19 protein-coding genes are annotated in these 21521 nt (G+C 60.4%); 10 read left to right on the top strand and 9 right to left on the bottom strand.

The genetic code is table 11. The features are described 5' to 3' along the window. Positions 1–25 precede the first annotated feature (25 nt). From BM341_RS02550 to BM341_RS02525, 6 genes are all read left to right on the top strand, one after another. Entirely contained in the window at positions 26–1405 is a 1380-nt protein-coding gene (locus BM341_RS02550) for a TadA family conjugal transfer-associated ATPase (RefSeq protein WP_089792576.1), read from the top strand. Then, positions 1396–2391, top strand: coding sequence for a type II secretion system F family protein (locus tag BM341_RS02545; protein WP_089792574.1), 996 nt, complete (start codon positions 1396–1398; stop codon positions 2389–2391). The genes BM341_RS02550 and BM341_RS02545 overlap by 10 nt, the downstream gene beginning before the upstream one ends. A 12-nt stretch (positions 2392–2403) precedes the next feature. Further along, the gene (locus tag BM341_RS02540) at positions 2404–3390 is read left to right on the top strand and encodes a type II secretion system F family protein (protein WP_089792573.1); all 987 of its coding nucleotides are present in this window, start codon (positions 2404–2406) and stop codon (positions 3388–3390) included. Between the two features lie 61 nt (positions 3391–3451). Beyond that, positions 3452–4396 carry a tetratricopeptide repeat protein gene (locus BM341_RS02535; RefSeq protein ID WP_089792570.1) on the top strand — a complete coding sequence of 315 codons (945 nt, stop codon included), beginning with the start codon at positions 3452–3454 and terminating at the stop codon, positions 4394–4396. Positions 4397–4421: 25 nt separating this feature from the next. Beyond that, positions 4422–4877 carry a TadE/TadG family type IV pilus assembly protein gene (locus tag BM341_RS02530; RefSeq protein WP_089792567.1) on the top strand — a complete coding sequence of 152 codons (456 nt, stop codon included), beginning with the start codon at positions 4422–4424 and terminating at the stop codon, positions 4875–4877. Between the two features lie 68 nt (positions 4878–4945). Continuing rightward, entirely contained in the window at positions 4946–6166 is a 1221-nt protein-coding gene (locus BM341_RS02525) for a pilus assembly protein TadG-related protein (RefSeq protein WP_245784124.1), read from the top strand. Between the two features lie 26 nt (positions 6167–6192). Here the strand turns inward: BM341_RS02525 and BM341_RS02520 are convergent, their stop codons facing one another. Beyond that, positions 6193–7113, bottom strand: a complete 921-nt coding sequence (locus tag BM341_RS02520; protein ID WP_089792563.1) for a helix-turn-helix transcriptional regulator — start codon at positions 7111–7113, stop codon at positions 6193–6195. Between the two features lie 381 nt (positions 7114–7494). Between BM341_RS02520 and BM341_RS02515 the strand changes: the two genes are divergently transcribed. Together BM341_RS02515 and BM341_RS02510 are read left to right on the top strand one after the other, a co-directional pair. Next, positions 7495–8676 (top strand): BaiN/RdsA family NAD(P)/FAD-dependent oxidoreductase, encoded by a 1182-nt coding sequence (locus BM341_RS02515; protein ID WP_089792561.1) that lies wholly within the window; start codon positions 7495–7497, stop codon positions 8674–8676. Positions 8677–9016: 340 nt separating this feature from the next. After that, positions 9017–9553 carry a phasin family protein gene (locus tag BM341_RS02510; protein ID WP_089792559.1) on the top strand — a complete coding sequence of 179 codons (537 nt, stop codon included), beginning with the start codon at positions 9017–9019 and terminating at the stop codon, positions 9551–9553. Between the two features lie 181 nt (positions 9554–9734). On the opposite strand, the gene BM341_RS02505 is transcribed toward BM341_RS02510, so the two are convergent. From BM341_RS02505 to BM341_RS02485, 5 genes are all read right to left on the bottom strand, one after another. Next, positions 9735–10190, bottom strand: coding sequence for a CopD family protein (locus BM341_RS02505; RefSeq protein ID WP_089792557.1), 456 nt, complete (start codon positions 10188–10190; stop codon positions 9735–9737). Positions 10191–10276: 86 nt separating this feature from the next. Continuing rightward, positions 10277–10609 (bottom strand): YqjK-like family protein, encoded by a 333-nt coding sequence (locus BM341_RS02500; RefSeq protein ID WP_245784123.1) that lies wholly within the window; start codon positions 10607–10609, stop codon positions 10277–10279. Next, complete coding sequence (locus tag BM341_RS02495; protein WP_089792554.1) at positions 10599–10991, bottom strand: phage holin family protein; 393 nt, start codon at positions 10989–10991, stop codon at positions 10599–10601. Before BM341_RS02495 ends, BM341_RS02500 begins: the two co-directional genes overlap by 11 nt. After that, entirely contained in the window at positions 10991–11323 is a 333-nt protein-coding gene (locus BM341_RS02490; RefSeq protein ID WP_089792552.1) for an ElaB/YgaM/YqjD family protein, read from the bottom strand. The genes BM341_RS02495 and BM341_RS02490 overlap by 1 nt, the downstream gene beginning before the upstream one ends. A gap of 101 nt (positions 11324–11424) precedes the next feature. Next, complete coding sequence (locus tag BM341_RS02485) at positions 11425–12486, bottom strand: phospholipase A (protein ID WP_089792550.1); 1062 nt, start codon at positions 12484–12486, stop codon at positions 11425–11427. A 159-nt stretch (positions 12487–12645) separates the two neighbouring features. On the opposite strand from BM341_RS02485, the gene mscK reads away from it, so the two are divergent. Then, positions 12646–16056: a mechanosensitive channel MscK gene (gene mscK, locus BM341_RS02480; RefSeq protein WP_089792547.1), complete on the top strand. Its 3411-nt coding sequence runs from the start codon at positions 12646–12648 to the stop codon at positions 16054–16056. An 8-nt stretch (positions 16057–16064) separates the two neighbouring features. Here mscK and BM341_RS02475 read toward each other — a convergent pair whose 3' ends face one another. Then, complete coding sequence (locus BM341_RS02475) at positions 16065–16832, bottom strand: TlyA family RNA methyltransferase (protein WP_089792545.1); 768 nt, start codon at positions 16830–16832, stop codon at positions 16065–16067. Positions 16833–16933: 101 nt separating this feature from the next. On the opposite strand from BM341_RS02475, the gene BM341_RS02470 reads away from it, so the two are divergent. Then, a complete protein-coding gene (locus BM341_RS02470) occupies positions 16934–17968 on the top strand; it encodes an AbrB family transcriptional regulator (protein WP_089792543.1) in 1035 nt (344 codons plus the stop codon). Positions 17969–17998: 30 nt separating this feature from the next. Here BM341_RS02470 and BM341_RS02465 read toward each other — a convergent pair whose 3' ends face one another. Together BM341_RS02465 and BM341_RS02460 are read right to left on the bottom strand one after the other, a co-directional pair. Continuing rightward, positions 17999–20044, bottom strand: a complete 2046-nt coding sequence (locus tag BM341_RS02465) for a hypothetical protein (protein ID WP_089792541.1) — start codon at positions 20042–20044, stop codon at positions 17999–18001. Positions 20045–20090: 46 nt separating this feature from the next. After that, positions 20091–21314 (bottom strand): ATP-grasp domain-containing protein, encoded by a 1224-nt coding sequence (locus BM341_RS02460; protein ID WP_089792539.1) that lies wholly within the window; start codon positions 21312–21314, stop codon positions 20091–20093. Positions 21315–21521 lie beyond the last annotated feature (207 nt).

The raw sequence follows: 21521 nt of genomic DNA, 5'->3' as shown, positions 1-21521 counted from the left end.
CAACAGCGGTTAGGGAGACAGGGCGATGAGCTTACGCGAAAGACTGGGCGGTGAAGGCAGCGCGGAAATGCCCCGCGCTTCCTGGGGACTCAAGGCCTCACGCAGCGGCGGTGAAGCGCTCACGCGCACCGAGCAGGAGTGCAAGCAGGCGCTGTTCCGCAAGCTGGTCAAGGTGCTGGACCTGTCATTGCTGGGCAGTCTCGATGAACGAGAGGCGCGGCTGCAGATCCAGCAGGTCTGCGAATCGCTGATGGGCGAAGAGGCACTGCCGTTCAATGCCGCCGTGCGCCAGCGCATCGTCACCGAGCTGCAGGATGAAGTGCTGGGCCTGGGGCCGCTGGAAGCTCTGCTGGCCGACAAGACAGTCTCGGACATCCTGGTCAACGGCACGACGCCGATCTTCGTCGAGCGCAACGGCAAGCTGGAACAGACCACCTTGCGCTTCGACAGCGACCGTCACCTGATGACCATCATCGACCGCATCGTCTCGGGGGTAGGGCGGCGCATCGATGAATCCTCGCCGATGGTCGATGCTCGACTCAAGGACGGCTCACGCGTCAACGCCATCGTGCCGCCATTGGCCATCGACGGCCCCATGCTGTCGATCCGGCGTTTTGCGGTCGATTGCCTGACCGTCGATAACCTCATCGAGACCGGTTCGCTGAATGCCGAAATCGCTCAGCTGCTGGAGGCGGTGGTCAAGTCACGACTCAACGTGCTGGTGTCGGGAGGAACCGGCGCCGGCAAGACGACGATGCTGAATATCCTCTCGGGTTTCATTCCGCATCGCGAGCGCATCGTCACCATCGAGGACTCGGCGGAGCTTCAGCTGCAGCAGCCCCATGTGGTGCGTCTGGAAACCCGGCCGCCAAATATCGAGTCGCGGGGCGAAGTGACCCAGCGCGATCTGGTCCGCAACAGCCTGCGCATGCGCCCGGATCGCATCATCATCGGTGAGGTGCGCGGCAGCGAAGCCTTCGACATGCTGCAGGCGATGAACACCGGCCACGACGGCTCGCTGACTACCATCCACGCCAATACGCCGCGTGATGCGCTGACGCGGATCGAGAGCATGGTGGCCATGAGCGGCTTCCAGTTGCCCGCCAAGGCGCTGCGCGCCCAGATCGCCTCGGCCATCAACGTCGTGCTGCAGGTCGAGCGCCTGGAGGATGGCAAGCGCCGGCTGGTCAGCGTCCAGGAAATCAACGGCCAAGAAGGCGACATCATCACCATGTCGGAGATCTTCCGCTTCGAGCGCAACGGGGTCGACGAGCAGGGCAACGTCATCGGCGAGTATGCCGCGACCGGCGTGGTGCCGGGCTTCTACGATCACCTGAAGCGCCGCGGCATGGCGCCGGGCCTCGAGGTATTCCAGATCGGTGGGGGCCGGCGGTCATGGAGCTGAGCCGCTTGCTTCCCGAGCTCTCCGATGGGGCGATCTTCATCGGCATGGTGTTCATCGCCGCCTTCCTGCTGATGCAGAGCTTCATCGTGCCGGCGTTCGGGGAGAACCGTCAGTCGCGCAAGCGGCTCAAGAAGCGCATGCATGCGATCTCGCGCGAGCAGGGCCCGCAGCAGGTGTCGTTGGTCAGGAAAAAGTACCTGCGCGACCTCGGCCCGCTGGAGCGGACGCTGGAATCACTGCCGGGCATGCAGCGCCTCGAGCGCCTGGTCGAACAGGCGGGCAAGGAGACGCCGGCCTACCGCGTCGTGCTGTACGCGGTATGCCTGGGGGGCATTGCAGGGTTCACGGGATTCCACCTGCTGCCGAATCCGATGTTCGGGATTCTGCTCGGGCTGGCGATTTTGGCTTTCCCTTTCATACGCCTGCTGAGGGCACGCAGCCAGCGCCTGGCCAAGTTCGAGGAGCAACTCCCCGATGCGCTGATCGTGATGTCGCGGGCGCTGCGCGCCGGGCACCCGTTCAGCGATGCCATGCGCTTGGTCGCCGACGAGATGGCCGAGCCGGTCGCCGGGGAGTTTCGCATCACCTTCATGGAGATCAATTATGGCGGTGATTTACGCACTGCCATGAACGGACTGCTCGAGCGGGTGGAGAGTGTCACGGTGATGGTGTTCGTGACCTCGGTGCTGCTCCAGAAGGAGACCGGCGGCAATCTGGCCGAGCTGATCGATGGCCTGGCCGCGGTCATCCGCGATCGGTTCCGCTTTAATCGCAAGCTGCGCACGCTCACTGCCGAGGGAAAGATGGCCGGCTGGATCCTCTCGCTGCTGCCGTTCGCGCTCGCTGGGGTGCTGACGCTTGCCAACCCTAATTTCATTCCCATGCTCACCGAGGATCCGCTCGGCCGACAAATCGTCATGGCGTCGTTTGCGATGATAGTTGTAGGAATTTTGTGGCTGCGATGGGTGATCCGCATTGACGTATGAAGAGGCCCTGATATGGACGCACTACTCCCTTTAATGGCATTGCTCGACGAGTGGATCGCCGATCCGCAAAAGGTCCAGCTTGGCTTCTCGGTGCTGCTGGGCCTGACCATCTTCGCCTTGATGATCGCCCTGCTGTTGCTGGTCGTGGGCCTGTCAGACCCCTTGCGGCGACGCTTGCGTGGCCTGGAGGCTGAAGCTGTCGCTGCTTCGGATGGTGGCGGGGCAGCAAAGGCTTCGGGATCAGGTCTCGGCCAGTGGCTAGGGCCGATGGGCGAGCGCTTGATCCCCACCGAAGAGGACGCAAGGAATCGCATTGCGCAGCGACTGCGGCGCGCCGGAAAGCGCTCACCCGGGGCGCTGAACGTTTTCTATGGCAGCCGGTTGGTGCTTATGGTAGTGCCGCCCTTGCTGATGATAGTGGTGCTGCCCTTCGTGCGGGTGCCTTTCAGCACCAGCATCCTCCTGCTGGTTTTTTTGGCGATCGCAGGTTACCTGCTGCCGAGCTTCTGGTTGGACAAAGCGGTACGCCACCGTACTCGTCAGGTAAGTCGCGGCTTGCCGGATGCGCTGGATCTGCTGGTGGTATGCACCGAGGCAGGGTTAGGTCTGGGGGCTGCTATTCAGCGCGTGGCACAGGATCTTGAAATCAGTCATCCGGATTTGGCCGACGAACTGAACATGTTCAGCATGCAGACCCGTGCCGGCATGGACCACAAGGCGGCGCTGCGCGACCTGGAAGAGCGTACCGGGGTCGAGGATATTGGCGGGCTGGTGACGACGCTACTGCAGAGCATGCGCTTTGGCACCAGCATCGCCACAACTCTTCGCCTTTATGCCGTGGAGCTGCGCGACAAGCGCACCCAGAAAGCCGAGGAGATGGCGGCCAAGGTCAGTACCAAAATGCTGTTCCCGCTGATCTTTTGCATTATGCCCAGCTTTCTCGTTGTAGCTCTGGGGCCAGCACTGCTTGGCGTGATGGCGGCTTTTGCCGGCCGCTGAGAACAACGCAAACGTAAGACGAATAACGAATTACAAAACAAGGTACCAGGGAGAAACCGTCATGACCCATCTACATCGCACTACCAAAGTATTCGCCGTTGTTCTGTGTGTCGTGGTGCTGGGCGGCTGTGCCAGCAACTCGCGAAATAGCGCTGGCAATGACTACGGCGTCCTCGACGATGGCGGCTCCAATGCTGCCTACAGCACGGCCTTCCCTGTCGTATCGCCTGCCGAGGCCTACCAGAACGGCGAGGCGGCCATTCGTTCCGGCGATGATGACAGGGCGCTGTTCGAATACCTGCGCGGCCTGAAGCTTGAGAAACGCCCCCAGGCGGAGCCGCTATACCGCATCGGCACGATCCACCATGGTCGCGAGAACCATGAGCTGGCCAGCCTGGCCTATCGCTGGGCGCTGGATCTCGAGCCGCGACACAGCGGCGCCGGGACGGGGCTTGGCATCGTGCTGCTGCAGCAGCGCAAGCACGACGAGGCCGAGCAGCAGTTGCGGCCCATCGCGGCGCGCGGCGACGCGCCGTGGCAGGCCCACAATGCGCTGGGGGTGATTGCCGATATGCAGGGCAAGCATGACGAGGCCTCCGAGCATTTCCGGCGCGCCCTGTCAGTCAGCCCCGGCATGCCGCGCGTGCTCAATAATCTGGGCTACTCGCGGTACCTGGCCGGTGATTGGTCGGGGGCGCGCGCGTCATTGCGCGAGGCGGTCAGTGCCAATCCGCGTTATGAGCTGGCCTGGCGCAACCTGGGACTGGTCTATGCCCGCGAAGGTGATTATGAGTTCGCCGTCGAGGCGGTGGGGCGAAATGGCGATCGTGCCAAGGCTTACAACGACATTGGTTATATCTCGATGCTGGAAGGGCGCTTCGAGCAGGCAATGAGCCTTTACCAGGAAGCCATGCGGCTGTCGCCGGCCTATTACGTCACGGCCAGCGAGAACGCGCGCAGCCTGGACAACATGATGCGCCGCCAGGGCGGTCCAGTAGCCAATTAAGCTTGGCACATAAGGAGATATCACCATGAAAATGGGGCGTTCGTTGCACAGGCAGAAAGGAGCGGAAGTCGTTGAGTTCGCCATTTCAGCGACCCTGCTGTTTATCCTGCTGTTCGGCATCATCGAATTCAGTGTCGCCCTGTTCGACAAGGCTACGCTGACCAATGCTAGCCGCGAGGGGGCGCGGACCGGGATTCTTTTTCGTCCTCCTATCGAGAGCTTGGGAACCCGTGACCTAGCGGCTGAGGATGCTGCCATCGAGCAGGCAGTCCGAGATTATGCCGAGCAGTATTTGATCTCGTTGGGCGGAGAAGCCCAGATGGATATCGCCATCGAGCGCTCTGATGAGGCCATGTCGCCGGGCAGCGATGTCACCGTCACTGTCGACTATCCCTATCAGTACCTGGTGTTACCGGGCTTTATCGGTGATCTCGGCGGCGTGCTGAATCTCTCATCCATCACAGTGATGCGGGCGGAATGACCATGAAACTATCTCTTGCCAATTCCCGGAGCCGTTTCGGCTCACCTCGCGGTCAGCGCGGTGTCTCCATGGTGCTGTTTGCAGTCTCTCTGTTTGTGTTGCTTGGCTTTACGGCCCTGGCAGTGGATGGCGGTAATCTTTATGTGGCCCGAAACGAGCTGCAGAACGCTGCTGATGCCGGGGCGCTGGCCGGTGCCCGAATGCTGTACCTGGAGGACGGCAGCAGCGTCAATGACGGTATTGCCGACCCCACCATCGATAGCGCCAACAAGGTAGCCACCGACGCGGCCCAGGCCAATGACAGCCAGAAAAGCGCGGTGGAAGTGGTCAGTGCATTACGGGGTCATTGGAGCTTCAGCACGCGTACTTTTACCCCCAACGATTCACCATATCCAGTGGACCTGTTCAACAGGACGACTCAGGAACTGGATCTGGACATCGACTTCATCAATGCGGTGGAAGTGGTCACCGCTCGGGAGCAGACAAAGGTGGAGGCCTTCTTCGGGCAGATATTCGGCTTCGATGGCTACGAGGTCCAGTCGAGAGCGGTGGCCTATATCGGCTTTGCCGGGGCGCTGAGGCCGGAGGATACCGACCAGCCGATCGCCATGTGCAAACAGGCTCTCCAAGATGGCGAGGAATATTCCTGTGACGTGGGGCGTTTTATCCCCGAGGGCGACCAGACTGGCGGTTGGACCAACTTTGAACACGACGATAGCGGGGCGAGTAGCGCCAGCGATCTTAAGGATTTGGTCTGCGGTGATGGTAATCCCGAGGAGATGCGTTTTGGTGAGGACATCTCCACTATCAATGGTCAGGCTGAGACAGCCTACAAGCTGCTTTATGATTGTTGGGTGGAGAAGACCAACCAGCAGGAACCGTGGAGCATGGCGTTACCGGTGATCGATTGCGAAGGGGGCGTTTCCCCCAAGAACCCACTGGTTGGGGCGGTAGAGCTCAATGTCGTGTGGATAACGGCTTCTCCAGTCAGCCAGATCGACAACCTTCCCACTGACAAGAACCCCGGAGCCCCCACCCAGATGGCGATCCCTTCGGAAGATACCGATAGCCCGTCACCGGGGACTTGGACCAGCAATGACCCGAGCGGTTTGAATCGCTGGAGCTCGTTCGTCGATGAGTTCAACCTGCGGGAATCGGACGGCCAGTTAGCGGAGTGGCATGACAAGTCTATCTACTTCTTGCCGAGCTGTTCCTATCATGAGCCCAAGGGGCAGACCGGTGGCGAGAACTTCGGGATCCTGGCGCGTATCCCGGTACTGGTGGATTAGCGAATCGGCCTTCCTGGCCAATTCCCTCAGGATCGATAGGGGGAGGTGTCGGGTTCAGGAATTTCGGCGCGTGCTACGGATTTTATGTCGTCATTCTTAGGGGCAGTCTCTGGCGGAGCCGATGGCGAAAAAGTCGCTTCGGTCATGCCTACCCGGTAGCGCGAGGGTGGCTGTCCCACATAGCGCTGAAAGGTGCGGGTAAAATAGGACAGGTCGCTGAAGCCCACCGTAAAGCAGACGTCGGTGATCGACACCCTGGGGTTGGCGAGCAGCCGTTTGGCCTCGGTGATGCGGCGGTGCAAGACGTAATCCTGAAAGGTGCTGCCGGTTAGACGCTTGAACAGGCGGCTGAACTGGAAGGTGCTGAGGTGACAGCTGTCAGCGACCTCCGACTGGGCGATCTTGCGATGCAGGTTCTTGTCGATGAAGGTAATGGCACGGTCGATATGCGCCTGACCGCTTTCCGGCGGGGGGCAGCGCAGGCGCGCTTCGTGAGGGATCGCATTCTGGCTATCCAGCGAGCTGATCGGTTCGGGGTGGCCGTTGGGCGAGGGGGATGGATTGCCCGACAGCTTGGTGTGGCGCAGTGATTCCAGCACGGCAAGAAAGCGTGGCATATCGATGGGGTGAACGAAGTAATCCCAGACACGGCAGCGAAAAGCCCAGACGGCAAGATGCTCGGAGTGCGCCTGGGTGATCATCAGCATAGGCACCGAGGCGACACGTTGCTTGGCATGGCGCAAGTCGGTTAGCCCCTGCAGGTCCGGATAGTCGAACTGGAAGCACGCTGCGATAGGCGGGCGTGCCAACATGATAGGGATGGGGTCCTCGCCGGCCGGCACTACCTCAACCCTATAGCCCTGTTTTCGCAAGACTTTCACATAGTCATCGTCATTAGCCTGCTGAAGGTTCCTGACGACAACCAAGACATAATCATGGTGTTGCATCTGACCTCCCCTCACGGTTCCTTGCGTACTGGTGTTAACCAACTTATTGTTTTATATATGGTTATTGTTAGTCGTGATGGCACTAGTAACATTAAATTTGCTTAATTGTCTATATGTTATAGTAGGCATACTTGTTATTTTCTGGCAAGGCGTATCGCTCGGAATGTCTGAGAAAAAGCATTCATTAATATGAGTTTTTCGTAATGCTTTCGAAATGCACCACTGCTGTTCGCGAAAGTTAAAAGATGACGGTTCTAAATATGAGAGTTAAAAAGATGAGCGCACTACCGTGCTACGATGACTGGTACTGCGATGGACGCCCCTCATCGTTCTGATAGACTTCCTGCCGCTTTTCCCCGAAAACCTCGATGGTGACGAAGCATGACCTCCCAACCCGATGTCGTGGTGATCGGCGCTGGTGCGGCCGGCCTGATGTGCGCGCTGACGGCCGGCTATGCGGGCCGGCGTGTGCTGGTGCTGGATCACGCAAACAAGGCCGGCAAGAAGATCCTGATGTCGGGAGGAGGGCGCTGTAACTTCACTAACCTGGCCACTGAGCCGGCGAATTTTTTCTCGGCCAATCCCCATTTCGCTATCTCGGCGCTCAAGCGCTATCGGCCGGAGCACTTCGTCGAGCTGGTCGAGCGTCACGGCGTCGACTATGTGGAAAAGGCGCCCGGTCAGCTCTTCTGTGCGGATTCGGCCAAGGCGTTGCTGAATGTACTGTTGACCGAATGTCAGTGGGCCGGTGTCGATATACGTCTCAAGACGGTGGTGGAGGGCATCGAGCCGGCGGGTGAGGGCATGCGCCTGGTGACATCATCGGGACGCATCGATACCGGGGCCGTCGTGGTGGCGACCGGTGGCCTGTCGATTCCTTCGATGGGCGCCAGCGGCTTCGGCTATGGCATCGCCCGTCAGTTCGGGTTGGAGGTCACCGAGACTCGTCCGGCTCTGGTGCCCTTCACCCTTACCTCGCAGTGGAAGTCGCGCGTGGCGGACCTGGCGGGTGTCAGTTGTGATGTCAGCGTGAGCTGCCGAAATCGCTGCTATCACGAGCCGATGCTGTTTACCCATCGCGGGCTATCGGGGCCGGCGATGCTGCAGATCTCCAGCGTCTGGATGCCAGGCGATGAGCTTATCATCAACCTGTTGCCCGGTATCGATGCCTACCAGGCGCTGACAGCGGCGCGTCGCCAAACGCCCAGGCGCCGCCTCTCGGGCTGGCTTGCCGAGCAGTTGCCCAAGAGGCTCGCCCAGGCATTGATCGAGTGGTACGGAGCCGACGGCATGCTGGCCGAACGCTCCAATCATGCGCTTTCAGAATGGGCCGAGCGGCTGAAAGCCTGGCGGCTCAAACCTGCCGGAACGGAAGGGTGGCGAACCGCCGAAGTCACGATGGGAGGGATCGATACGCGAGCGATCTCATCGCGGACCTTTGAAGTCGTGTCGCTGCCCCAGTTGCGTTTCATTGGTGAAGTGCTGGACGTTACCGGCGAGCTCGGCGGACACAACTTTCAATGGGCCTGGGCATCGGGGGTCGCGTGCGGGGAGTCGTTCTAGCAATCAATATGACTGCGCTGCGGCTTGAAGAAGTCTTTGTTCTCTCTATATAACGAAATATTTGCTGTTATGCAGCATTTGGGTGTGGTACCGCACGGACAGAATGGTGGCGAACGATTATACTTTAGTTAGTGTAGTGGCAGGTATCGCTTCGATGAGTAAGAATGGCGTTGCCAGCTTGGGGTTCATACTTCTACTACATTGTTGGCTCGGATAGCATCAGCCCTCTTGAGGTGATGCATGCTGTTAGTACATTTTGCTTTAGTAGTGACTTCACTGTGTGATTAGTTCACTAATGTAGTTACTTTACTTGAGTTGCTACACGACAAGGAGAGGTTAGATGAGCGCTGAAAGGACCAAGACAGACGCCAATCAGGCGACTGAGCGAGCCACCGAGCAGTTCGAAAATTCCATCGTCGAGCCGGTGCGTGCCTACGGGGCACTGACCACAGATTATTTTGAACAACTGTTTTCGGCACAGTTCGATGCCGTTCGTGCGTTTGCCGATACCAGCCTGGCGCAATCTCGCTCCTGGCTTGAAGTCAGAGATTCCGAAAGTTTCCGGCAGGTGATCGAGCAGCAGCAGCAGGCTGTCCGGGAAATGAGCGAGCGTTTGAAGGAAGATGCCGACAGGATCCGTTCCTTGAGCCAGGAATACCTGAAGGAGACTCAGCAGCTGACGATGGAGAACATGCAGCTGGGCCGCAAGCAGCTCGAAGAGAACATGCAGAAGGGCCAGAAGCAGCTTCAGGAAAACTTCCAGAAGGGCCAGGAAGAGGTAGAGAGTACCCTCCAGAAGGGCCAGGAAGAAGCTGACGATGCGTCACAGAAAAGTCAGCGGCAGACCGACAAGAGCAAGAAGTCGACCAGCAGCTAAGACAAGTGACTCGTTGACACGGCTCGACGCTTGCAGGGCCGCCTTCCCCAGGGAGGCGGCCCTTTTGCTGCCCTGTTTTTACCTATTTTTACTATCAGTGTGCCGCTGAATGTTTCAGCCTTGGTGGGGCAGGGGGCAACGTCGAGTCGTGAGAAGGGCGTAGTGAAAGCGACAAGCTGAATCAGAGAAAACGCCCGCCTGAGGCCACTGCCACGGTGACGAGCCCAAGGATCAGGTTGAGCCCGATAAGCTGGCGTATCTGCCCGAGCTGCTTGGCGCCTGCTGCCCAGTCTTCCTTACCCACGGCGCGTCCCAGACGCGAGTAGGGGGCAAACCAGATGTGCAGAAAGATCGCCATCATGACGAGACCGGTGACCAGCATCAGGTGGACATGCCAACCGGCGCCGGCCATCCCGCCAAAGACCCCGAAGAGCATCCAGAACCCGCTGACGAGCAGAATGAGAATGGTGCCCCATACCCAGGGGAAGAAACGCCGGAATACCCCAAGCCACAGCGTCAGTCTGGTGGGCGGCTCGAGCAATGTCGCGGCAACCGGCCTGAGAATCAGCCAGGCGAAAAACATCCCACCGACCCAGATGAGTGCAGCGAGCAGGTGCAGGGTGAGAGCAATGGCCATGGCGGGCTCCTGTCAGCACGATGGCTGTAATGGGTCATTTGGGCTTAGTTAGAGAAAGAAGCACGGCTAGCAAAACAGGCACGGCATCAATCAAGCATGCGCAGCAAGTGACGTGCACGATTGAACAGGATGACGCCGCCCTCCACGCGGTGGGTGAGGCGCGCCAGCGCGCCGGGTTTACGCGACCCACGAAGCAGCAGGAACCCCCCAACTGCATAAAGCGGGCCCTTGAAACGCATCAGTCCTCGCCATGCATCGTCCAGAGGACGACTCGCGTCTTTCCAGCGGCTCGCTTCCACCAGGATGTCGATGCGTTGCTGTTCGATACTGGCCTCCAGCCGTGCCTTGCGCTCGGCACGGCTGATGGGTACGTCGTTGGTGATAACAGGGGGGCGACTCGCCTTCACTCTAGGTATCACGCCGATACTCCAACAGCTCGCGGTCGGTTGCCAGGTGAGCCAGTGTGCTGGCCAGCAGCGTACGACGACGCGCCAGTTGCATCACCCAAGCCGCCACGCCGGCGCCGCTGAGCAGCAGTACCACCGCGCTGACCGCGATGGCCGTCAGGCGATGGCTTTCCCAGAAGATCACGATGATCAGCGTGGTCAACGCGCCCAGACCCAGCATCAGCAGTATCAAGCTCAATCCGGCCAGCAACAGCAGCGTCACGAGCCGCGCACGTTCTTCTTCGAGTTCCAGTACCGCGAGGCGCAGACGCGTCTCGCCGGTAGCCAGCAGACTGTTCAGCAAGCGCTTGCCGGCAGTGAACAGGCGTTGCGTCGGGCCCAGGCTCGATGCCATCAGCGCCGCCCGATGAGCATACCGATAAGGACACCTACCCCGGTGCCGACACCGATGCTGGTCCAGGGGTTCTTGTGAACGTAATCGTCCAGCACATCGGCCTGCTCGGTAACGGTTTCGCGTGCTTCACCATAAAGCCGCTCGCCACGAGCTTCGAGACGCGCACGGGTATTCTTCAGATGAGTCTCGGCCCGGCTACGCAACTCCTTGATGTTACTCCGGGAGTCGTCGGCAGTGGCATTCACGAGTTCTTCGACGGTCTGCGTGAGGTGTTGCAGGTCTTCTCTTAATTGTTTGGTAGATTCACTGGCATGGGGCAGGCGGTTAGCCATGGGGTCTTCCTTGGATGGTGAATGACACGCTCAGCATAGCAGCAGCGGGGGTGAGTTCAATGCGCTTTCTCTTCAGTAATAGACTTTCCGATGAGAGACCTTCACTGGTCGAGACCGTTACCGGAAAACAGCGGATTGAGGCTGAAGCCGATGCCGAGACGCTGGGTACGATGATCGTAATCGATCAGGCTGTCGCCGTAGCCTGAATAATACTGCACATGTCCGCGCACATTGCCGAACAGGGGCCAGGAATAGTCGAGCTGGGCTCCCATGTTGCCGTCGCGGGGGCTGCCCCGCACCAGCATGCTGACTTCCTGGTCGGTATTGAAGCGATGCGCCACCGTGACGTCACCATAGCCCATGTAATGATGGATATCGGGATTGTCGTCTTCATCCTCGGACTCGGGTATCCGCCAGTGCGGTGCCACTGTCACTGCCCAGTCATCGTTCAGGAAAGTCGACTGCAGGGTGACTCGATTCCAGCTGCGTGACTGTTCGCTGGAACGCCCGTTGGACTGGTGACTGAGGCCCAGCCGATTGTAGATGTTGGTCCAGCCCAGCAGTGACCATCGGGTATCGAAGTCGATAAAGACTTCCGGCTCGTAGTTCGTCTCGCGAAAAGGCGAGGAGGAATCGGCGTTGTAGGCTTGCCACCAGCTGCGCTGAGTGTAAGCGAAGTACAGATCCCCTCCTGCGTCGCCGAAGAGGTCGTCGACCAGATTGAACTTGGCGCTGAATTGAAACTTGACCTCGGCACGATCGGGGTCGCCGGAGCTGAAGCCCTTGTCGTTGGGATTGAGGTTATAGGTAAGCGGCAGCAGATAATTGCGCCGGTGAGTCGTGATCGAGAAGGGGTTATTGGCGGATTCCCGTTCAAGCTCACGGCGTTCCTGAACACTGGCCAGCTCCTCTTCAGGGGCGGGTGAGACGTCTGATACCTGTGAGGCAGGCGCGACTTTAACGGAGGCCGGGTCGGTGCCCCGTTGTTCCTCGCTCAGCTGGCGACGCAGCGACTCGAGCTCATTATTGAGCGTTTCGATGCGTGACTGAATCGCGGCACGTTCTGCATCGGAGAGCGGTGGCTCTTGTGCCTGCGCTGCCAATGGCTGCGCCCCGAGGGCCAGCGAGAGGGCGAACAGGGGGAATGAGCGTGTCACATTCATTGGATTGACGACCCCATGCGGCGTATGAACGACGTTTCTACCATTCCGTACAACCAAGTCAACTGGTCGAACCGCTGATGCATTGTCTTGCGACTCCGGTAAGCCGAGAATCGGCAGGTCCTCATACGGCCGAAACCGCCAGGAAGGTTGATGAAAATAATGCGATGTATATTACCCTCATTCGGGCGGCGGGTCGCGCGTATTGCTGGCTACCTGTTTCTCTGGCTGGCATTGATCGTCGGGACGGCCGGCCTGGCGGTGGCCGACGAATCGCTGCCCGAGCGTGAGCAAGTGGCGCAACGTCTGGCCGAGTTACAGCCCGAGGAGGGAGAAACGCCCACTGACGCCGTACTGCAGGACATCCAGGCACTCCAGGCCGTGCTTTCGATGCTGGAGCAGATCTCCCAGGCCGAGGAGCGCCTCGCCAACCTCAACCAGCGTGTCGAACGGGCGCCGGAACAGGTATTGCGTCTGGAGCGTGAGCGCGTTGCGGAAGAAGACGGCGATGCCCTGATTTCCGCGACCGACCTCGATGACTTGCCGCTGAAGCAACTGGAGGCGCGTCAACAGGAAGCAGAGGCTGAACTCCAGCAGCGGCAGGATCGGTTGGCTGAGGTCAACGCACAGTTGTTGGCAGCCCAGACGCTGCCGGAACGCGCTCAGCGAGCCATTGCCGAGGCAATGCAGGCCTCCGAGCAGGCTCGTCGCGCCTTGGACAATCTCGAGCCCACCGCGCTTAACGAAAACGATGCCCGGTTGCTGGAGCTGCGTGTCTCGCGACATCTGGCGGAGCTGCAGCTGCGCCTTCATCAGCGAGAACTGGCGACCAATACCCAATTGCGCGAACTGGCTCAGCAGCAACGTGATCTGCTGACCCACCAGGTGGCGCGACAGCGCATGACGCTAGGGGTTCTGCAAAGCGTCATTGACCGCAAGCGGCGTCTGGTCGCGGAGCAGGCTATCGCGGATGCGGCACGCAACGATCCGATGATCGCCGCCGGCCATCCCGTGCTCGAGCAGGCTCTTCGAACCAATCGCGAGCTCAGCCTTGAGCTGTTGAAAGCCAGCGATCACAGCAATGATCTGGTCCGCGAGAGCCTGCTGGTGCGCAGTCAACTCGAAAAGGTCCGCCAGCTCCAGCGCAGCCTCAACGAACAGATTCGTGCGATTCGGGGCAGCCTGTTGTTGTCGCGCATACTTCGCGAACAGCGTAGGGCGCTGCCCCAGGTGGAGGCTCGCCGAGGTCTTCAGGACGAAATTGCCGACCAGCGTCTGCGCCAGTTCGACCTGGCCGGCCAGCGAGACGCCTTACGCCAGGGTGAGCAGTTAGCACGAGAGCGGCTGCGTGAGGCCGACATGGAGGCTACCCCCGAGTTGGTGGCTTCCCTGGCACGCCTTTACCAGTCGCGCCGGGAACTGGTTGATCAGCTCGAGCAGACCTATGGCAATTTGTTGAGCGTGGCGATTGAGCTGCAGCTCAATCAGCAGCAAGTGTTGGAAAATTCTCACGAGTTGCGAGCCACCATCGATGAGCAGCTGTTCTGGGTCGCCAATCGTCGGCCGCTGGGCCTGTCCTGGCTGGGTCAGCTGCCTTCCTTGCTTGCCAATGAATGGCAACAAGGCGAATGGCGCGGGGCCCTGCCGATGAATTGGCGGGTCCCGCGTCCTGAGGCGCTTTTCGGCCTGCCCTTCCTGGTGGTGTCGGGGCTGTTGTTATGGAGCCGCGGGCGTATCAAGCGACGTCTGGCGGTGCTGCATGATCAGATTGGCCGGTTACGCAGCGATAGTCAGGCCCACACACCGCAGGCGATCGTATTGAACGCATTGCTGGCGCTACATGGACCCCTGGTGTTGGCGGGGCTGGGCGTGGCATTCGTGGCGGGAGGGCAAGGCATTGCGATCAAGCTTGGCCAGGCCTGCTGGCACCTGGCTGCCGCCTGGGCGGTCATCGCCTGGGCGCGTCGGCTGCTGGTGCCCGATGGCGTGGCGACCAAGCATTTCCATTGGCCGGCAGGTTATGTGCGTCGCTTGCGCTGGTTGCTGCAATGGTTGGGTGTGGCGCTGGTGCCAGTGCTGCTGGTGTCGATTTTGGCACGTGACGGCGACATCAGCCTGAATCAGCGACCCGTGGCCTTGGGCGTGCTGCTTGTGGGGCTGGTAGCCATGTGCGTGCTGCTGGCAAGGCTTATCCTTGCCCACACCCCTTTCTTCGGCATCAAGCTGTTCAGGCTGGTCCTGGGGCTGGTCATCGCACTGGTGCCGCTCGCCTTGGCTGGCCTGATCATTTTCGGCTACGAGTACACGGCACTGAGTCTGGTGGAGCATTTTGTCATCACCCTCTACCTGCTGGGGCTGTGGATACTGGTAGAAGCTGCAGTGGTGCGGGGGCTGGCTGTCGCCGCGCGGCGGTTGGCCTTCAAGCGTGCGCTCGCCAGGCGTCGCGTCCAGGCGCAGGAAGGGGCCGATGGCGGCCTGGAGGTGATAGAGGAGCCACCGTTGGACATGGAGCAGATCAACCAGCAGTCCTTGCGTCTGTCGAAACTGCTGTTGCTGATCGGCATGGTCTTGCTGCTCTATCTGGTCTGGGCGGATCTTCTTTCGGTGCTGGCGTATCTTGAGGGCGTGGCGCTCTGGGGCGGTGGCGAAGGCGAAGGCAGCGAGTTGATCACCGATACCTTGTCGGTGGCGGATATCTTCACGTCACTCCTGATCATTGCCTTGACGTTGATGCTGGCACGCAATCTGCCGGGCCTGCTCGAGGTGATGGTGCTGTCACGCCTCGAGCTCAAGCAAGGTAGTGCCTATGCCATCACATCACTGCTTTCCTATACGATCCTCGGTACTGGGCTGGTATTGGGGCTCTCCACGCTGGGGATTTCCTGGAACAAGTTGCAGTGGCTGGTGGCGGCCCTGGGGGTCGGTCTGGGCTTCGGCCTGCAGGAGATCTTCGCCAATTTCGTGTCGGGGTTGATCATTCTCTTCGAGCGACCGGTGCGTATCGGCGACACCATCACGCTTGGCAACCTGACGGGGACGGTAAGCAAGATCCGTATCCGCGCGACCACGGTGACCGATTTCGATCGCAAGGAGATCATCATTCCCAACAAGACCTTCGTGACCGACCAGCTGATCAACTGGTCGCTCTCCGATACGGTGACGCGTGTCGTACTGACGTATGGTGTCTCCTACGGCTCGGATCATCGTCTGGTCCATCAGCTGTTGCGCCGGGCGGCTGACGAGAATCCCCGCGTGCTGGCCGACCCCGAGCCCCAGGTGTTCTTCATGAGCTACGGCGACAGCACGCTGAAATTCGAGCTGCGCATCTTCGTCAACAGCCTGGGCGACCGGCTGTTTGCCACCGATGAGATAAATTGCCGGGTCGGTGAGCTGTTTGCCGACCATGATGTCGATATCGCCTTTAACCAGCTCGACGTCTGGTTGCACCGTGCGGATGGCAAAGCGAAGAAGGTAGAGAGTGATCCAAACGCGCCGATGCCCCGGCCTGTGCATCCGCCCCCGGGTGCCAAGGGCGATCCCGGCGAGGTAGAGGCCGGTGACGCTTCGCGCTGAGCGCCGACTTATTCGCGTCGAGCGTAAAGCAGGAATTCCTGGTTGCCGTCGCCACCGAGCAGCGGGCTGGGTTGCCAGTGCTGGATGCTCAGGCCGTTTTCCTCACAGCAACGGTGAATTCGCTGCGCCACTTCACGGTGGCGACGGGTCGGTTGGGTGACCAGGCCGCGGGCATTCACGCCGCTGGGGCCGACTTCGAACTGCGGTTTCACCAGACTCAGCAGCGCGCCGCCAGGAGACAACAAGGCAGCCAGCTCCGGCAGGATCAGCGTCTGGGAAATGAAAGAGACATCCATGACGGCGAGGTCGGGCGCGCTCGCCCCATGGCGTGACAGGGTGTCGAGAAGGCGAGGATCGGTGGCCATGGTGCGGGCATTCATGCCCTCCATGCAGGTTACCCGCGGATCGCATCGAAGTTGCGGGTCGAGTTGCCCATGACCGACCTCCACCCCGATCACATGACGTGCGCCGTAGCGCAGCGCGCAATCGGTGAAGCCCCCGGTGGATTGCCCCACGTCCAGTACCTGCATGTCATCCAGACGCAGGCCGATGTCTTCGAGCAACGCCTCGAGCTTGAGCCCGGCGCGTGATACATAGCGATCTTCCGGGTCCTCGACGACCCGTAGCCGGGTGTCGTCCGCCAGCTTTTCTCCCGGCTTGGTCAGCACGCGATGGCCATCGGCCAGGCTCACCCGGCCATGGCGGATCAACCGCTGGGCCCGTGTGCGTGAGCGGGCCAGGCCCTGTGCGACGAGGAGCTGATCGAGGCGTGGCATGACGGATCCTGAGGCGAGTGGCGCGGACGGCATTATGACATAATGGATTGTTTAGCCGAGTAACGAAGGCGTCGCGAGTGCAGCAGAAAGTGCAGTGGAATATGAAGCAGACTACTCGAGTCGCGCTGGCGAGGTCGCTTGGTGTCGGGGCGGTCGGTGGGGTGCTGTTTCATTTCCTGGGGCTGCCGCTGGCCTGGATGCTGGGGCCTCTGGTCGCCAATATCGCGATGTCGGCCAGGGGCATGCAAGTCGCGGTGCCTGAGCGGCTGCGTGAAGCGTTTCTCGGGGTGCTGGGCCTGGTGTTGGGCAGCCAGGTCACGCCCGATCTGGCCCAGCGAGTGGCCGATTGGCCCTTGTCGGCGGCCTTGCTGCTGACCGGGGTGGCGGCCTCAACGGCGATTGCCGCGGCCTGGTACCGTCGTTGCGGTTTCGATCCGGTGAGCGCCTGGTTTGCCTCGGCGCCCGGTGCGATGACGGCAATGATCCTGATGGGTGAGAGTTGCGGGGGCGACCCGCGGCGCATCGCGGTGGCGCAGTCATTGCGGGTGGTGTTGGTGGTTTTGATACTGCCACCGCTGTTCTGGGTCTTCGAGGGACCCAGGGGTCAGGCGATGGCGAGCCCGAGCACCCTTGCGGCACCGTGGATGTTATTGGCCTTGCCGCTACTGTTGCCCCTCGGTCGCCGTGTAAGATTGCCCACGCCAGCACTGCTGGCGCCACTGATCTTTGCAGCACTGCTCTCGGGCTTTGATATCGCCAGCCTCGAACTCCCCGCTTGGGGCATGAACCTGATGCTCTGGGTGCTGGGCAGCGCTATCGGCTCGCGGTTTCGCGGGATGTCGAAAGGTCGTCTGGGACGTTATCTGGGCATGGCCACGGTGGCCACGTTACTGGCCTTGGTGGTGTTGGCGGGCTTCGCCGAACTCATCCATCACTGGGTGGGCGTGCCGCGGGATGTGGCGCTGTTGGCGCTTGCCCCGGGAGGGATTGGCGAGATGGCGATACTGGCCGTGGCGCTGGGCGTCGATCCGGTATTCGTGGTCTTTCACCATTTGCTGCGCATGGTTGCGCTCATGCTCTTTGCGCCCCTCTGGGCGCGCTGGCTACGGCATCGTTATCCCGTAGGTGCCGATTGAGGCTCCGGCGGCAGCCGCCGCCGGGATCGATCAAGCGCCTTCCGGACCCATCGAGGCTTGCAGGTTCGTGGGCGGAATCCGGTTGGCTCCCCAGCTGCGATGGATATGGCCGATCACGCGGTCGAGTTCTTGTTGGGTAATCTCGGCAAGTTCACCGCGCTCAAGCGGATCGTAATGGAAGATATAGAGCCGTGAGGCAAACTCCTCGAAGGGGAGCGAGGATTCGCCGAAGCGTTCGCCATGACGTGCGGTGCTGACCTGAATGCCATCGCCCCAATCCTGACCGCTGTCATTGTTGGGATTGAAGAAGTACACCCGCATCACATCGTCAGGATCCAGTGACACACGCAGTATCGTAATGGCGTGCCAGCCGATGAAGCGAGCCGCGCTGTCGGTGACCGCAATGCCCGCGGGTTGCGGATGGATCAGCGGCTGGTTGCCGTTGTAGTAGGGATGATAGCTGGCGTAGAAGTGGCGCAAAAACGCATCGAGCTCGTCCAGTTGGCCGGTGGCGACGTCGACATTGATGCGAAAGCCGCGTCCCGACCACCAGCCGTGGAATTCAGGATTGACCCAGCGGTGCGGGTCGCCTTCGCGGCCGATGCAGCGCCTGACCATCTCGGCATAGATACGATCCAGGTGCGGGACGACGATCAGCGATACCGGATCTAGGTCCATGGGGAGTTCCGTGGCGACGCCGGACAGGCTGGCCATGGAGGAAAGCGGCATGCCCTCGAAGTGCATGATGATATCGTCATCACGCGCCGCCCAGGCCACCATCTGCAGCAGATAGTCCGGATCGTTGTAGGCCCACATCGAAAGGGCGCGGGCCGACTGACAGGTGGGGTTGTTGCCCTGGCCGACGCCGAGCGGAAGACCCAGGACGCAGAGCACGCCTTCCACCAGGCGGGCGCGGGGCGAAACGGAATCACCAAAGGCCAGATTCAAGCGTGCCTTCGACCACTCGCTGAGGCTCAACCCCAGTTGGCGCCACATCGCCGGTGCCACGGGCGGCTGATAGAGAATGCCGCGCTCGAGCGTCAGCGTCAGCCCATAGACCGCTTGGGGGGTGGTCGGATGGACGCCGGCCCGTATCAGCGCATGGACCAGCTCGTGGTAGCAGAGCAGGCAGTCACGGCCGGTCGAGGAGAGCCCCAGCGCCTCGGACAGCAGATGGTCGCTGTGGTCGAGCAGATGGCGCAGCAGCACCGTGTGGTAGGGCGATACCAGGCCAGTGTCGTGCATGGCACGGGCAAAACCGGTGGCTTCGCTCTGCAGTGCCGAGCTATCCATGCTCACGAGGCGTTCGCGATAGACCTCAACGCCAGGATCCTCCCGACATGCCTGGGTAGGACCAAAAAGGGAGCTGACCAGACGGTCGGCCCCCTGGCCGCTGACACCCAGGTCGATCTCGGGGTTGGCCTGGCAGATGGCGATCTGGGTAATCATCTGTTTGACCGGCTCAACCAGAATCGGGCGCTGTTGCAGGATTCGCCAGATCTCGTCAATCAGCCGATCGATGATGTGTTCGTAGCCGATCCGGTCGGCCAGGTGATGAAACAGATGGCGAGGAATCTGCGCCAGGCGGCCCTGCGATTCGCGCTCGGCCTCGCTCGGCGTACCAAACAACAGCGACAGGTTAAGCGCCAATACCTGAGTGAGATAGTGATGGGCCTGTTCGGATGATATCAGCGGATGCAGATAATCGCCCTTGGCCACCGCCAACAGGCGCAGTTCACTGAGCACTTCGATCACCACGGTGTTGGTGTCGGTGCTCTTGAGCGAATGTGTCGTCAGGGAGGGGACCAGGTACTGAGGGGTTTCCCAGTCGGAGCCGACAAACACACCGGCTTCTTCCAGGGCCTGAGCGCGTGCTTCGATGGCGGCGGCACCGCCTTCCTGTAGCAAGACACGTCGAGCGGTATCGAACACCCGCGGGAGTTTTGCCGGTTTGGCAAACTCGCGAGAGTTCGTGAGAAGCGTGGTGGCTTCGTCGAGTTTGGCCAGCAGACCCACGAGCTTGTCGTTGCCTGCCGGGGTTTCATTGGCGTCTTGCGTGGGTCCGTACGTTGTCACGCCGACTCCTTTTCCTCAGGTGGCCATCAGCTTGATGGCCCCTTGTTTATACATAAAAATCAAGTTCTTCCTGGTGTTTCAACAGGTCGCGCAGGGTGTGGGCATCCTCGCCCTTGAAGTAGATAAGGCCCCAGTGGGTACCGAAGGCGGTACGCTTGGTGACGGTCTCTTCGGCCGGCGCGTTGAGCTCATGCGACTCGAAGTAGGGGTGATCCTCGACTTCCTCGGGAATCTCCAGCTTGCTGACCACACGACGTCGCGGATACACGCCGAAGCAGCCGGCATAGCCGTTGGCATCGACAATTTCCTTCGGGAAGAAGGCCTTGACCTCTTCTTCGGTCGTCTTGGGATCAAATACCAGCATGGTGGCCTGGTAGGCATTGAAGCCGTAGACCCGCTCCAGCAGTTCGAACACCTTGAAACCGGGCGGACGATAGGCGACTTCGCCGAAGTACATCTCGTTGTCGCTGGTCACGAAGTATTCGGGATGGATCAGACCGAAGTCGATATCGAATGCCTTGATCAGTTTCTCGATCTGGGCAACGATCTGCGGGCGATACTTCTCGAGTTCCGGCGATGCGGGCACGAAGACGGAATAGCCCAGGGTCACGTACTCGGAAATATTCAGGAAGGCGATCTTGCCGTTGTGAATCCAGGCCTCGACGGCGAACTCCCAGCCATCGAGGTGCGATTCCATCAGTACCGGGAATTCTTCCTCGGGAATGGTATCGACCTCATCCGGCGTGCGGATGACTCGGTGGCCCAGACAGCCTGCCTTGTCGAAGGCCTTGAGGTGGATGGGGTCGTTGGGGTCGCCATCCAGCTTCAACAGTGTCTGATTGACCCGCTTCAGGAAGCGGACGACGTCTTCCTTGTCGTGGGCTTCTTCGAAAATGCCCACGCGAATGCCACCAAGCTGAGCGCGACGCTTCATCAGCGCCTTGTCGCGCATCAGCAGCGACTGGCCATAAATGCGCGGGCTGTCGAGCAGCAGCGAGTTGACGGCGCCGGCCCATTCTACGGTTTCTTCATAGAGCGGGATGGCAACGTCGACGCCCATCTTCTGCAGGGTTTCGGCAATTTCCATGGAGCGATCGTTGAGGCGCTCGAAATTCCAGGGGACATAGGGAATATCGTGCTTCTGACAGTATTCTTCTGCCCACTCAGGCGCTACGACGACATAGCGGCGATCAAAGTTTTCGGCAGCTTCGATGGCATTCAGGCTCCAGCCTAACAGGGCGATATAACCCTTGTTTGGATCCTTCTTCATGATGTGCCTCTCCTGGTGGGTGAACGTTTATTGTTGATTCGTCACCATACACGAAGGTGCAGCGACTCTCATCCTCGGCCCTCTGCGCCGCAAGAATGAGGTGAGTGGTTCTTGTTGTTCGTCACGAGCATTGCTATAGTGCGCACCGCTCGGCAGACAATAGGCGTCTTGCTGAGCAGTGACGCTCAAAGCGTCTTCGATGGTGGC

This window comes from Halomonas korlensis (assembly GCF_900116705.1).
Taxonomy (GTDB): domain Bacteria; phylum Pseudomonadota; class Gammaproteobacteria; order Pseudomonadales; family Halomonadaceae; genus Halomonas; species Halomonas korlensis.
This window is presented reverse-complemented; position numbering and strand designations above follow the sequence as displayed.

Coding starts and splice junctions, on each gene's coding strand:
- BM341_RS02550 (WP_089792576.1), top strand. CDS start 26: ATGAGCTTACGCGAAAGACTGGGCGGTGAAGGCAGCGCGGAAATGCCC.
- BM341_RS02545 (WP_089792574.1), top strand. CDS start 1,396: ATGGAGCTGAGCCGCTTGCTTCCCGAGCTCTCCGATGGGGCGATCTTC.
- BM341_RS02540 (WP_089792573.1), top strand. CDS start 2,404: ATGGACGCACTACTCCCTTTAATGGCATTGCTCGACGAGTGGATCGCC.
- BM341_RS02535 (WP_089792570.1), top strand. CDS start 3,452: ATGACCCATCTACATCGCACTACCAAAGTATTCGCCGTTGTTCTGTGT.
- BM341_RS02530 (WP_089792567.1), top strand. CDS start 4,422: ATGAAAATGGGGCGTTCGTTGCACAGGCAGAAAGGAGCGGAAGTCGTT.
- BM341_RS02525 (WP_245784124.1), top strand. CDS start 4,946: ATGGTGCTGTTTGCAGTCTCTCTGTTTGTGTTGCTTGGCTTTACGGCC.
- BM341_RS02520 (WP_089792563.1), bottom strand. CDS start 7,113: ATGCAACACCATGATTATGTCTTGGTTGTCGTCAGGAACCTTCAGCAG.
- BM341_RS02515 (WP_089792561.1), top strand. CDS start 7,495: ATGACCTCCCAACCCGATGTCGTGGTGATCGGCGCTGGTGCGGCCGGC.
- BM341_RS02510 (WP_089792559.1), top strand. CDS start 9,017: ATGAGCGCTGAAAGGACCAAGACAGACGCCAATCAGGCGACTGAGCGA.
- BM341_RS02505 (WP_089792557.1), bottom strand. CDS start 10,190: ATGGCCATTGCTCTCACCCTGCACCTGCTCGCTGCACTCATCTGGGTC.
- BM341_RS02495 (WP_089792554.1), bottom strand. CDS start 10,991: ATGGCATCGAGCCTGGGCCCGACGCAACGCCTGTTCACTGCCGGCAAG.
- BM341_RS02490 (WP_089792552.1), bottom strand. CDS start 11,323: ATGGCTAACCGCCTGCCCCATGCCAGTGAATCTACCAAACAATTAAGA.
- BM341_RS02485 (WP_089792550.1), bottom strand. CDS start 12,486: ATGAATGTGACACGCTCATTCCCCCTGTTCGCCCTCTCGCTGGCCCTC.
- mscK (WP_089792547.1), top strand. CDS start 12,646: ATGCGATGTATATTACCCTCATTCGGGCGGCGGGTCGCGCGTATTGCT.
- BM341_RS02475 (WP_089792545.1), bottom strand. CDS start 16,832: ATGCCACGCCTCGATCAGCTCCTCGTCGCACAGGGCCTGGCCCGCTCA.
- BM341_RS02470 (WP_089792543.1), top strand. CDS start 16,934: ATGAAGCAGACTACTCGAGTCGCGCTGGCGAGGTCGCTTGGTGTCGGG.
- BM341_RS02460 (WP_089792539.1), bottom strand. CDS start 21,314: ATGAAGAAGGATCCAAACAAGGGTTATATCGCCCTGTTAGGCTGGAGC.